The organism is Bacillus sp. FSL R5-0560, from assembly GCF_037966305.1.
Taxonomy (GTDB): domain Bacteria; phylum Bacillota; class Bacilli; order Bacillales; family Bacillaceae; genus Bacillus; species Bacillus mojavensis.
In genome coordinates this window covers 1,126,800-1,139,764 of sequence record NZ_CP150195.1, presented here as the reverse complement: position 1 = coordinate 1,139,764, position 12,965 = coordinate 1,126,800, and the positions used below count along the sequence as shown (strand labels likewise).

Annotated in this window: 13 protein-coding genes; 3 read left to right on the top strand and 10 right to left on the bottom strand. The window is 44.4% G+C overall.

The features are described from left to right. Positions 1–36 precede the first annotated feature (36 nt). Positions 37–1,032 (bottom strand): lipoate--protein ligase LplJ, encoded by a 996-nt coding sequence (gene lplJ, locus NST56_RS05705; protein WP_326217185.1) that lies wholly within the window; start codon positions 1,030–1,032, stop codon positions 37–39. 12 nt (positions 1,033–1,044) lie between these two features. Next, complete coding sequence (locus tag NST56_RS05700; protein WP_339180610.1) at positions 1,045–1,779, bottom strand: MBL fold metallo-hydrolase; 735 nt, start codon at positions 1,777–1,779, stop codon at positions 1,045–1,047. Between the two features lie 158 nt (positions 1,780–1,937). Here NST56_RS05700 and yhfH point away from each other — a divergent pair, with 158 nt between their 5' ends. Together yhfH and gltT are read left to right on the top strand one after the other, a co-directional pair. After that, positions 1,938–2,072 carry a protein YhfH gene (gene yhfH / locus NST56_RS05695; protein WP_010333618.1) on the top strand — a complete coding sequence of 45 codons (135 nt, stop codon included), beginning with the start codon at positions 1,938–1,940 and terminating at the stop codon, positions 2,070–2,072. Between the two features lie 272 nt (positions 2,073–2,344). Continuing rightward, a complete protein-coding gene (gene gltT, locus NST56_RS05690) occupies positions 2,345–3,634 on the top strand; it encodes a glutamate/proton symporter GltT (protein ID WP_010333617.1) in 1,290 nt (429 codons plus the stop codon). Positions 3,635–3,677: 43 nt separating this feature from the next. Here gltT and NST56_RS05685 read toward each other — a convergent pair whose 3' ends face one another. The 4 genes from NST56_RS05685 to NST56_RS05670 form a co-directional block, all read right to left on the bottom strand. Then, a complete protein-coding gene (locus NST56_RS05685) occupies positions 3,678–4,085 on the bottom strand; it encodes an ASCH domain-containing protein (RefSeq protein ID WP_339180606.1) in 408 nt (135 codons plus the stop codon). Between the two features lie 14 nt (positions 4,086–4,099). Beyond that, on the bottom strand, positions 4,100–5,140 hold the full coding sequence (locus NST56_RS05680) for a M42 family metallopeptidase (RefSeq protein WP_010333615.1): 1,041 nt from the start codon (positions 5,138–5,140) through the stop codon (positions 4,100–4,102). A gap of 133 nt (positions 5,141–5,273) precedes the next feature. Next, positions 5,274–5,456, bottom strand: a complete 183-nt coding sequence (locus NST56_RS05675; protein ID WP_238933070.1) for a hypothetical protein — start codon at positions 5,454–5,456, stop codon at positions 5,274–5,276. A 97-nt stretch (positions 5,457–5,553) separates the two neighbouring features. Beyond that, complete coding sequence (locus NST56_RS05670; RefSeq protein ID WP_339180602.1) at positions 5,554–6,330, bottom strand: YhfC family glutamic-type intramembrane protease; 777 nt, start codon at positions 6,328–6,330, stop codon at positions 5,554–5,556. Positions 6,331–6,449: 119 nt separating this feature from the next. On the opposite strand from NST56_RS05670, the gene fabHB reads away from it, so the two are divergent. Continuing rightward, positions 6,450–7,430, top strand: a complete 981-nt coding sequence (gene fabHB, locus NST56_RS05665; RefSeq protein ID WP_326226827.1) for a beta-ketoacyl-ACP synthase III FabHB — start codon at positions 6,450–6,452, stop codon at positions 7,428–7,430. 38 nt (positions 7,431–7,468) lie between these two features. Here the strand turns inward: fabHB and NST56_RS05660 are convergent, their stop codons facing one another. From NST56_RS05660 to hemH, 4 genes are all read right to left on the bottom strand, one after another. Beyond that, positions 7,469–9,796, bottom strand: coding sequence for a YhgE/Pip domain-containing protein (locus NST56_RS05660; RefSeq protein ID WP_326226826.1), 2,328 nt, complete (start codon positions 9,794–9,796; stop codon positions 7,469–7,471). 70 nt (positions 9,797–9,866) lie between these two features. Further along, entirely contained in the window at positions 9,867–10,442 is a 576-nt protein-coding gene (locus tag NST56_RS05655) for a TetR/AcrR family transcriptional regulator (RefSeq protein WP_229147708.1), read from the bottom strand. Positions 10,443–10,585: 143 nt separating this feature from the next. Beyond that, positions 10,586–11,998 (bottom strand): protoporphyrinogen oxidase, encoded by a 1,413-nt coding sequence (gene hemY, locus NST56_RS05650; RefSeq protein WP_168747333.1) that lies wholly within the window; start codon positions 11,996–11,998, stop codon positions 10,586–10,588. A 14-nt stretch (positions 11,999–12,012) separates the two neighbouring features. Further along, positions 12,013–12,945 carry a ferrochelatase gene (gene hemH / locus NST56_RS05645; protein ID WP_010333609.1) on the bottom strand — a complete coding sequence of 311 codons (933 nt, stop codon included), beginning with the start codon at positions 12,943–12,945 and terminating at the stop codon, positions 12,013–12,015. Between the last annotated feature and the right edge of the window lie 20 nt (positions 12,946–12,965).

Genomic DNA, 12,965 nt, shown 5'->3' with positions numbered 1-12,965 from the left:
AAAACACAAATTTCCTTTCAAACAATGTGTTTCACATTAATAAATTAGATCTAGAAAATCTTCTTTCGTAATGTTCCCAAAATAATGCTTCAGATTCACATCAGTCAGGGCATCAGCAATCACACTGCGCTCATATTGCTTTCCAATCAGCAGGTTTTCGATTTCCGATACATCGCCCACACCGAAGAAATCACCGAAAATTTTGCAGTCTTCAATTTTCCCTTTTTTTACTTCCAAACGCAAATCTATGGACCCGATCGGATAACGCTTCGAATGGTTCAGGTTAAATTTGGGTGAGCGGCCGTAGTTCCAGTCCCAATTTTGATAGCGTTCTTCCGAGATTTTGCGAATGACTTCCCAATCTTTTTCAGTCAGCTTATACTCCGGCACATCTTGAATGTGATTAGTGTTGAAAATATGTCTGAGCAAATGACTGCGGAATTCGTCGGTCGTCATTTTATCATCAAGAAACTCACTGATGTTTGCCACACGGCTTCTGATTGATTTGATGCCCTTTGATTCAATTTTATCCTTTTTGACTTTTAAAGCGGACACAACATGATCAATGGCTGAATCAAACATGAGGGTGCCGTGGCTGAAGATGCGGCCTCTTGTGGCAAATTGGGCGTTCCCTGATATTTTGCGTCCATTTACCACAATATCATTCCGGCCGCTTAATTCCGCTTCCACTCCAAGCTGATGTAACGCTTGAATCACCGGCTCAGTGAATTTTTTGAAGTTATGAAAGCTGTCACCGTCATCCTTCGTGATAAAGCTGAAATTCAAATTCCCTAAATCATGATACACAGCCCCGCCGCCTGATAAACGGCGGACGACGATAATTCCGTTTTCCTCTACATACTTTGTATTGATTTCTTCTATTGTATTTTGGTTTTTTCCGATGATGATAGACGGCTGATTCACGTAAAAAAGCAAATACGGCTGTTCAGGGTCTAAATATTTCAGGCAATATTCCTCGATGGCCAGATTGATCCGCGGATCATTGATATGTTGATTGTCAATAAATAACATGGTGCTCCTCCTTTATCCTTCCCACACAAAACCAGATTTCGCAATGTTCACTTCCCCGTTAAAAACGGTCTTGGCTTCTTTGCGAAGATTGTCATGCACGCCGAAATGAGGCAAATGGGTCAACAGCAGCTCGCCCGCTCCCGCTTCTTCTGCAATTCGCCCTGCTTCCAAGCTGTTCATATGGCCTGCGCTTGTCCCGTCTTGATCAGCATAAAAATTGCATTCTGAGATCAATAAATCAGCATTTGTCGCAAACGGAATAAATGAATCCTGATAGCTCGAATCAGCAGTATACACAACAGTATGGCTGCCGTCAGTAATCCGCATCGCATAACAAGTCACCGGGTGAACCGTTTTTAAAAAGGTAATCGTAAACGGACCGACAGTCAGCGGCTGATCAGGCTGATAGGCAATCCCTTGCGTATGCGTTTTATATGTAAGCTTTTGAAACTGTTCTATATCAGCATCATGTCCGTAAATCGGAAGCGTGTGCTCTCCTTTGCCGAGGAACGATCCGACTTGCTTGGCAAATTGCAGCGGCCCAATGTCGGCAATATGGTCATGGTGATAATGAGACAGAACCACAGCATTCAGCTTTTCCGCCGGGACATATCCAAACAGCTTAGATAACACGGCACTTCCGCAATCCACAAGCAATGAATAATCCCCCGATTGAAACAAGTAGCCCGACGTCGCTTCATTTGCGGCCGGAAAACCGCCGTAGCATCCGATAACTGTAACTTTCATAATGTCCTCCTTCTTTTTAAAAGAAAATTGATCCTCCTTCAATATACCCATTTTTCTAAAAAAAAGCATGTTTTAAACATTGTATCAAAACAGATATTGAATTTTACTTTCTGTTATATTACAATGAAGACATTACAAAGGGGAAAGAGGGATTGGTTATGCTAGGGAAAATTACTGAATTTTTTAGAAACCTGCCTTCGAAAAAGTGCACGGAATGCGGAAAAAAGATAGATGAGCAGCATGAGTGTTATGGAAATATTTGCAACGACTGTATAAAAGTAAGCGATATGTAAAGAGGCGAAAATCTCACGCATATAGTGTGAGATTTTCTTCATTCTTCTAACTTCTCTTTATATTGAAATAATAGTTAGGGTTGGGTCAAAGCTCACCTGTTTTTAGATAATTCTGGTGATTCACTTTATATTTTTGAATATTCTATATTTTCGAAATATAATTTACTATAGACGAACCTATTTCTTATCTATTATAATTTGATCTAATAGTGAGATTAAATATATGTCTATTCATGATATATGTTGATACTTTGTTTTTTGGGAGGTAATCTATGAAAAGAATTAGGTTTGGATTAGCCACGCAAATATTCGTTGGACTTATTCTAGGTGTTATTGTTGGCGTTATTTGGTACGGCAACCCAGCACTGCCTACTTATCTGCAGCCAATCGGGGATCTCTTTTTACGCTTAATCAAAATGATAGTGATTCCTATTGTTGTCTCCAGTTTAATCATCGGTGTAGCCGGAGCCGGAAATGGAAAGCAAGTTGGTAAATTAGGCTTCAGAACAATTCTGTACTTTGAGATTATTACGACCTTTGCCATCATTCTCGGACTAGCCCTTGCAAACATCTTCCACCCGGGTACAGGAGTTAATATACACGAAGCTCAAAAAACAGACATCAGTCAATATGTTGAAACAGAAAAAGAACAAAGCAATAAATCAGTGGCAGAAACATTCCTGCACATTGTGCCGACAAACTTCTTCCAATCCTTGGTCGAAGGGGATCTTCTTGCCATCATCTTCTTTACCGTACTATTTGCGCTGGGAATTTCCGCAATCGGTGAAAGAGGCAAGCCAGTATTAGCCTTTTTTGAAGGCGTTTCCCATTCGATGTTCCATGTGGTAAATCTTGTGATGAAAGTAGCGCCGTTCGGGGTTTTCGCTCTAATCGGAGTTACTGTCTCTAAATTCGGACTCGGTTCTCTTCTATCTCTCGGAAAGCTTGTCGGATTGGTATATGTCGCGCTTGCTTTCTTCTTAATCGTCGTTTTTGGGATTGTCGGAAAAATTGCCGGCATCAGCATCTTCAAATTCCTAGCTTATATGAAGGACGAAATTTTATTGGCGTTCAGTACGTCCAGCTCTGAAACCGTTCTTCCGCGCATCATGGAAAAAATGGAGAAAATCGGCTGTCCGAAAGGTATTGTATCTTTCGTTATCCCGATTGGATATACGTTTAACTTAGACGGCTCCGTTCTCTATCAGTCTATTGCCGCGCTGTTTCTGGCACAGGTATACGGCATTGATTTAACGATTTGGCACCAAATTACGCTTGTATTAGTTTTGATGGTGACATCTAAAGGAATGGCTGCCGTTCCGGGAACTTCTTTTGTCGTCTTGCTTGCAACACTGGGCACGATCGGTGTTCCGGCAGAAGGACTTGCCTTTATTGCCGGTGTTGACCGCATTATGGACATGGCACGTACAGTTGTAAACCTGACTGGTAACGCACTTGCTGCCGTTGTCATGTCTAAATGGGAAGGCATGTTTAATCCTGCAAAAGCAGAAGCTGTCATGACCCAATCTAAAGCAGATCAAAACGCAACCATTTCCGGTTAATCAAAAAAGCCTGCGGGGTTCTTATCGCCCCACAGGCTTTTTTTTAATCTTGAACTAGCTCAAACAGCTCTGTAATCAAAACCGTCTCCTCATTCAGCTCCATTTCGCCATTTTTGATCAGCTCCGCCCATGCTCTCCGATGGTCCTCCTGAAATTCATCAATTCGGTCTCCATTGCCCTCGCCTTTGACTAACCTCATATCAGGCGCTCCAAAGGTCGTTTCAAACACATCTGTCACTTTTATATTGCATCTCGGATGATCATGTTTATCATAAACGGTTACAAGCTGTCCCGCTGTTTGATATACTTCACTCAGTTCATCATTTGTATATAATGACTTTGGCGCGCAGGTGGCCGTTTTTTCTCCAGCAAGGATTTGCTGGATCAGCTGTTCTCCAAGACCTTCATCGCCTTCCCAGCCGAAAGTGCTTTTCAGCTCATGGATTTTCATTCGTTTCCTCCCTCTTATACCATCGGTGATTGCACATAATAATACAGAAGCTTCGCTGTATGGCGGAGGGAAGACTTATGCGTGCGCTCAAAAGCGTGCGAAGCGTCTATTCCCGGCCCGATCAGGCCGTGCACGATATCGTGACCTGATTTGATCGCTGCTGAGGCGTCCGACCCGTAATATGGATAAATATCAAGCTTATAGTCAATATGATGCTTTTCAGCTAAATCGACCAAATGCTTTCTCAGCTGATAATGATACGGACCGCTCGAATCCTTCACGCAAATCGAAACCGAATATTCGTCTGTCGCCTGCCCGTCACCGATAGCGCCCATATCCACCGCCAAGTATTCAACAGTTTCAGCAGGAATATTGGAGTTTCCGCCGTATCCGATTTCTTCATTATTAGAAATCAGAAAATGAGTCGTATACGGCAGTTCAATGTCTTCTGTTTGAATTTGATGAATTAAGCGAAGCAACAAGGCTACGCTTGCTTTATCATCTAAATGGCGTGATTTAATGAATCCGCTTGATGTGATCTCGACACGGGGATCAAACGAAACAAAATCCCCGACGCCAATGCCAAGCTCTTCCGTATCCTTACGGCAGTGCACAGGCTCATCCAGGCGGATTTCCATGTTCTCTTGATTGCGCTCCGCTTTTCCCGCGTCTTTGTACACGTGAACAGACGTTTGGTGCATTAAGATGGTCCCCGTATACGTTTTACCCGAGGCCGTTTCAATTTGGCAATACTCCCCTTCAATCGAGTTGTAGCGGAAACCGCCGATCAAATCAATTTTCAGCCGGCCGTCTGCCTTAATTTCTTTCACCATTGCGCCCAAGGTGTCAACGTGCGCCGTTAGCATTCTGTGACGGGATGTATCGCGGCCCGGAAGTGTGGCAATCAAACCACCCTTATGGTTCAGAACCGTTTCGACCTTCCATTCTTTTAAAAGGTGTTCAACGTATTTGATCACCTCATATGTATTCCCTGTCGGACTTGGGATAGACACAAGTTCTTTAATCAGCTCCATCGTTTTCCGAACGGACGTCATCGGACATTCCTCCTTTTATTATCTATTTAAAATATACTCTTTTCCTGATAGACCCGTCCAATCTTTTCCTATCAATCTTTCATATGCTGTAGTAAGCATGGGAAGAGGAGGGATATCTATGTGCTGTCGTCATTCACATGAACAGAAATGTCATTGTCACCATTGGTTCGATGATTTTTGGTTCTTTGACGAGTGGTTCGATAAAGATTTCCACGACCATTGCAAGAAAGAGAAAGAATGCCATGACCCTTGCGAGAAAAAGAAGAAAAAGAAAAGAAATTGCTCTTGCAAAAAACGCTGCCACTCTTGCTGTCATTGCTAAGGACTGAATCAGAAATATTCTGATACCCCATGCCTAAACGAATATTTCATTCATATTTTTCCAAGCGGGCTGTTACTGCTGCTTGGATTTTTTATTGAAACAGCCTTTTTGCCTTTACAATCCAAACCACTGATGCCGCGGCTATCACAGCCACGATGAGTTCAACAGCCGCCGCATGTTCTATCACTCCTTTTTGGTATAAAACCGCCGGTACATTAAACAGCCCGTGTAAGAGTATCGAATACAGCAAAAACAGCGGCCGGCGGCTTTTAACCGCATACAGCACAAGCAGTGACAGACCGATTTGGACAGAGATGGCGCTGATTCTTTCCATTCCGCCGAGCAGCCATTCATACGAAGGTGTATTCAGCAGCTGCGCCTGAATCGGCATAAGCGCCTGCTTCACATCATGATGAATCAAAAGCTGTTCAAAAGTGCCGCTATTGATCGCAAAAGCGTACACGATAAGCGTAATGCTGGACAAGCCGGTTATTAGGATCGCCTCCAGACCGCCGTGGCCCGCTCCGAAGGCCAGACCGTCCGCCCAAGAAAGACGGCGCTTCATAAAGAAACGCATCATGATATACCTTCCGCACTCCTCAAAAATCCCGGCCATCAAGCATCCGTAAAGGGCATACCACACTGGATGCTTCATCACTTCTTTTGTCGTTTCATTCATTTGCAGCACATAAACATGAACGCCGCCCTCCAATAGCTGAGCAAAGACAAAAAACGTAAGAGCGCCAATAAAAAACACCTTAAGCGAAGCATGATACTTTCGCCTAAACCACATCATCAGTCCGATCGGCAACAAAAACGCAATAACCCCGGAAATAATCATAGAGGCTATCGCTCCTTGACTGACCATTTTTTTCCTCCTTTTCTGGTTTTCTACTGACAGTTTCTCTTTTTTTATCAAAAATCCTCTTTTTAGTACCAGATACTAATATCTAGTGTTATAATCTGATAATAAAAGGAGTTGTTATGATGTCAAAAGCAAACATTACAGCAATCGGAACCTATGCGCCGACCCGGCGTTTAACCAATGCGGATCTGGAAAAAATCGTAGATACGTCTGATGAATGGATTGTTCAGCGCACAGGAATGAGAGAACGGCGGATTGCCGATGAGCAGCAGTTCACTTCAGACTTATGCATTGAAGCAGTGAAAGATCTCGAGAGCCGTTACGACGGAACACTTGAAGATGTGGATATGATTCTCGTCGCCACAACAACAGCAGATTATGCCTTTCCGAGTACAGCTTGCCGGGTGCAGGAATATTTCGGCTGGGAGAACACCGGCGCGTTAGATATCAATGCGACATGCGCAGGACTGACATACGGTCTCCATTTGGCAAACGGATTGATTACATCCGGGCTTCATCAAAAAATTCTCGTCATCGCCGGAGAAACATTGTCAAAAGTGACTGATTATACAGATCGAACGACATGCGTTCTGTTCGGCGATGCTGCGGGCGCACTATTGGTTGAACGAAATGAAGAGGCACCGGGATTCCTCGCCTCCGTTCAAGGAACATATGGAAAAGGTGCAGATATTTTGTATCGGGCAGGACTGCGGAGCGAACTCAATGGCATGCCGCTTGCGGATTCAGGGAAAATGGTCCAAAACGGACGCGAAGTGTACAAGTGGGCCGCAAGAACCGTTCCCCGTGAATTTGAACATCTTTTACACAAAGCAGGGCTCAGCCGTGATGATCTTGATTGGTTTGTTCCACACAGCGCCAACTTGCGCATGATCGAATCGATTTGTGAAAAAACACCGTTTCCGATTGAACAAACACTCACCAGTGTCGAATACTACGGAAATACATCCTCAGTCTCTATTGTTTTGGCCCTTGATCTGGCAGTGAAAGCCGGGAAGCTGAAAAAAGACCAAACCCTGATGCTTTTCGGCTTCGGCGGAGGATTAACGTATACCGGACTTCTGGTCAAATGGGATGTTAAATAAAAAAAGACCTTGTTTCCTGAGAAACAAGGTCTTTTTCATTAGGAAGCCGGCTGTTCTTCTGAAGTGTCTTCCTTCCGGCTTAAGATCGTAAAGTAGGTAATGCTCAGCGCGATCATGACAAGAGCAATGCCGATTAAGACACCGGCCATCTGCCACATGTAGCCGAAATCTCCGTTTGAAATCACTGCTCTGAACCCGTTTATGCTGTAGGTCATCGGCAGCGCGCCATGGATCACCTGATAGAAATGCGGAAGCAATTCTAACGGGAAGGTTCCTCCGCTGGCCCCGAGCTGCAGCACTAAGATAATGACTGCAATAAACCGTCCCGGATTGCCCATCGTCGTGGCCAAAAATTGTATCATTGCAAGGAAAGCGAGACTCGTAATGATCGTAAACACGTAAAATCTCCATGTGCTCTCCACCTCGAGACCGATTCCGAGAAGAAGAACTGTCGCCACAATAAGCGATTGAATGATTCCCACCAGCATCATGACATTAAATTTACTGAAGAACCACTCAAATCCGTTTCTCGGACGGCCTGATGCTTCTTTTAGCGGGAATACGACCGTCAGCATAATGCCGCCGACATACAAGCCCATTGACAGGATATAAGGCGTCAGTCCTGTTCCGTAGTTAGGGACGGAATGAATGGCGTCGTCATTGGTTTTAACCGGATCTGCAAACATACCGTATGTTTCATCATCAGCGCTGATATCCCCTGTTTGATCAGCCGCATCATTCAGCTTATTAGACAGCTGTCCTGTGCCGTCCAGAAGCTTGCCTAAACCTGTATCAAGCGATTCAGATCCCTCAGCGAGTTTCGATGATCCATTTTGAATTTGTTTAGAACCGTCTAACAGTTTCAGTAAGCCGCCTGACACTTGGCTGCCGCCTGTCACCAATTGTTCTGAGCCTGCTTTTGCTTTACCAAACTGTTTATTGTATTCTCCAATACCGGCTGTCAGTTTATTTTGGCTATCTGTGATCTGCTGTGAACCGTTGTATATCTTCTCGGTTCCTTCAGTTAATTTGTCAATTGCATCTTGCGTCGCTTTTGCACCGTTATAAAGCTTAGATGTAGCTTCCGGCATTGCTTTCAGCTGTGCCGCCTGCTCTTTTACATCTTCCAGAGAGGCTTTAATCGTTGAAATGTCAGGAAGCTGATCCACTGAAGGGAGCCGGCTTATGATTTGGTCAAAATCAGGCGCATCCACTTGTGGTAGCTTCTTCTCAACAGAATGAATCAGCTGGCTTTTTTGCTCCGCTGTTAAGAACTCGCTTGAATTGATCAGATTTTTAAATGCCTGATCACGGTTTTTTAAGCTGTTTTCAAACTCTGTCAGCTGCTTTTTAAATTCGTTCATCGCAGTTTCAGATTTTTCAAGGTTGCTGACAGCTGTTTCAAGCTGTGTCAAATCGACTGCGTTTATGACCTTCTCTGCTTTTTCTACTTTCTGAGAAGCCTCTGCGGCCTTTGTATTAAGCTGATCCAGCCCGTTTGTAATCTTTGGAAATCCCTGCTGCAATGTCTGCTGGCCGGCAAGAAGTTCATTCAGCTTGCCTGTCAGCTCACTTGACCCCGCGGCAATTTTTCCTGAATTTTCATAAATGGTATTGCTGCTGTCCTGGAATTTGCCGAGCGAGCTGTCAAGCGATTGAATGCCGCTTGTTACTTTAGCTGCTCCTTCTGCCAGCTGCGCCGTTTTGTCACTGATTGTCGCAGTGCTTTCTGTCAGCTTCTCCAGGTTTTCTTTCAGCTGGGCGCTTCCGTTTTTCGCATCCTTTGTGCCGTCATCAATTTTTTTCGCTCCGCTGCTCGCGTCGCTGAGACCTTTGGCAATATCTTTAAAGTTATCAAAAATCACTTTTGTATATTGCTCGGTCACTTCTTTAGAAACAGAAGCTTTCAGTTTATCAATCGCTTTTTCGCCGATCGTTGCCCCTACATAGTTTGAACCGGCATTCGTATGGTATTTCAAATCCAGTTTTTTCGGATTTTTGTCCATTACAGTGCTGGCGTTTTTAGAGAAGTCTTCTGGAATCTCGACTACTAAATAGTATTTTTGATTTAATAAGTCCTTTAATGATTGGTCGAGATCATTGGAAAAATGCCAGTCAAAGCTTTTATTATCCTTTAATTCTTTTACCAGATCATCACCGATTTGAAGCTTTTCTCCCTCATATGTCGTTCCTTTGTCCTGGTTGACGACAACGACAGGCAGCTGGTCAACTGTGCCGTACGGGTCCCAATAAGCCTTTAAGAAAACACCGCTGTAAATAAGCGGGACAAACAAAATGGCGATGATGGGAATCAATAATTTTTTACTCGTTACGATGTCTTTCCATTGACTTCGTATTGTGTTCATCCTGATGCCTCCATTCTAAAACTGACTCATCATGAAAAATGGTCATTTTCTTGTAAAGAGAAAGGATTATCTAGTTGGCTGACAATCCTTTGACAACATACAACTCAAGCAGTTCCGCAATCGTTTCTTTATCAAGCGGAGGATGCTGTTTTTCCCAATCAAAAATGAGCGCGATATAAAGCTTCAACATGACAAAAGCCGTCAGCTCAGGATCACATGGCTTGATATCTCCGTTTTCGACACCCTCTTCTATCTTATTTTTAATATAAGAAAGAATGGAACGCTCCATTTTCTGAATCACGTCCTGAACTGCCATTGTACCAATCTCAGCATTTTCTTGAAAAATTTTAATCGTCAGCTGATGTGTTTTCCTGAATTCCAGAATGGCAAACAGCGCCCTGTGGACATTTTCATGGAACGGGAGATCAGGCTCCATCGCTTCGTCGGCTTTTTGCTTCATTTCTCTCAATAACGTAGAGAAAATATCGTCAAACAGCTCTTCTTTATTTTTGAAAAACGTATAGATGGTTCCTTTTCCCACGTTCGCAAGCTTCGCCACCAAATCCATTGTCGTCGCTTTATAGCCAAACTGTGTGAAAGACTTTGTGGCAGCCTCCAAAATGAGCTTTTTTCGATCTATTGACATTTATATCACCTCAAAACTGACCATTTGAACATTTTAGTCAATAAGTACATATGCAAATGTATCATACCATGCTGAACAATTCAAACATTTTTTACACATTGCCATCACCTAGACACAAAAAACCTCCGTACCGGCACGGAGGTTTAGTCGAATAAATATTTCAGCGTATCTGACACAGCTGCTTTTCCTTGATCGATACAATCCGGAATTCCAACACCCTCGAAAGATGCACCAGTCATGTACACACCTGGATATGAGGAAGCCAGCGCTTCACGGAGCTCATTGATACGCCGTTTATGGCCGACATGGTATTGAGGCATGCTTTCATGCCAGCGTGTGACACATGTCATTTCCGGCTCGCCGTTGATTTTCATTACTTTCTTTAAGTCTTCCAGCACAATGTTGATAATGTCGTTATCTGAGAGGTCGACGATGGATTCGTCTCCGGCCTTTCCGACATATGCCCGAAGCAGTGTTTTGCCTTCCGGCGCTGCGTGCGGCCATTTTTTGTTCGTCCACGTACAAGCCGTGATCGCGAAATCACTGTTCCTTGAAATGACAAAGCCCGTGCCCTCATGCTCCATCTGGACGGTACCTTCCGGAAAGCCTAAGGCAACATTCGCCACAGATGTGGAATGCATGTTTTTCAGATTTGCAACAGCCGGCAAATCGGAAAGCATTCCCGCGGCAGCTTTATGCGGTGCTGTTACAATCACTGATTCGGCATCAAGGGATACGCCGTTATCAAGATCAAGCGAGTAGCCCGTTCCCTCTCGGCTAATGTTGGTAACCTTTGTGCCTTTGTATACCTTTGTCAGCTTTAGTTGATTTTCAATCTCTTCGACAAGCGTCTGCAGGCCTGTTGTCAGCGTCTGAAACTGCCCTTGTTTTTTGGCTGTCAGCTGCTGGCCGGAGCCTTGAGGTCTTGTTTTTTTCATCCCCAGGATCAGGCTTCTGTGCTTTTGTTCCGTCTGATAGAATTGCGGGAATGTTGACATCAGGCTGAGTTTGTCGATATCACCTGCATAGATGCCTGATAAAAGCGGCTCGATTAAATTCTCGACAACTTCATCCCCGACACGTCTGCGGAAAAATTCACCCAGTGACTGATCCTCTTTTGATTTACTTGCGGGCAGGATGAAATCCATTGCAGCTCTCGCCTTCCCTGACAGAGAAAACAGCCCCGTTGACACGAACGGCGCGATTTTGGTCGGTATTCCCATTACAGCTCCCTTCGGCATCGGGTGCAAAGTGCGGTTGACAAGCACGTAGGATTGTCCGGTCGCATTGTTCACAAGCAGATGGTCAAGACCTAAGTCTTTGACAAGCTGCGGAGCGCTTTTTTTTCGTTCCAGGAATGAGTCAGGCCCTCTTTCGATGATATAGCCTTCCTTCTTGACTGTCTGGATTTTTCCGCCTACTCTCGGGCTTGCCTCAATAAGCGTCAGCTCAAGCGGCAAATTTTTGTCTCTAATTTCTTTTTCCATGTAGAAGGCGGCGGCTAAACCGGTAATGCCGCCGCCGATGATGACTACATGCTTTTTGCCGTCACTCATGTTCATCGCCTTCTTTAACGTCCTAATTTTTTCAAAACGACTGTTGCTAAAGCATCAATAAATGCCGGTTTAGCGTTCGGCATTTCCGGCCGGTAATAGCTGGCGCCGATATCGTCAGTCACCACTTTGCACTCATAATCGTTGTCATAAAGCACTTCTAAATGGTCCGCGACAAATCCGACAGGCACATATACGAATGCTTGATAGCCTTTTTGTTCAAATAAATCACGTGTCAGATCTTGCACGTCAGGTCCAAGCCACGGATCAGGCGTGTTGCCTTCACTTTGCCAGCCGACAGCGTATTCAGATACGCCTGCTCCTTCAGCGATCAACTTCGCGGATTCATGAAGCTGATCCGGGTACGGGTCTCCGTACTCTTTAATTTTTTCCGGGAGGCTGTGCGCGGAAACAATGAGCATCGCGTTTTCTCTTTCTTCCTTCGGCATTGACGCATACGTGTCCTTCACTTGGTCAACCCAATATTTCACAAACTTCGGCTCGTCGTACCAGCTTTCGACAGACGTAATTGTTAACCCGCCGAGTTTTTCAGCCTCTTCTTTCGCACGTTTGTTGTAGGACTGCACGCTGAATGTGGAGAAGTGCGGTGCCAATACAAGGCTGACCGCCTCTGTAATGCCGTCCTTATGCATCTCTGCCACAGCGTCTTCAATAAACGGCTCGATATGCTTCAGCCCGATATACGCTTTAAACGTAATCTCATCCTGAATCTCGTTTAAGTGCTGTTCAAGTTTATAAGCCTGTTCCTCTGTGATTTTGGCAAGCGGTGAAATGCCCCCGATTGCTTCATATCTGTCTTTCAGATCCTGAAGCATTTCAGGCTCAGGCTTTCTGCCTCTTCTAATATGTGTATAATAACGCTCTATATCTTCTTCTTTGTAAGGCGTGCCGTACGCCATAATGAGAAGCCCCATTTTCTTTTTACCCACTGTTTACACCCTCTTTAGAT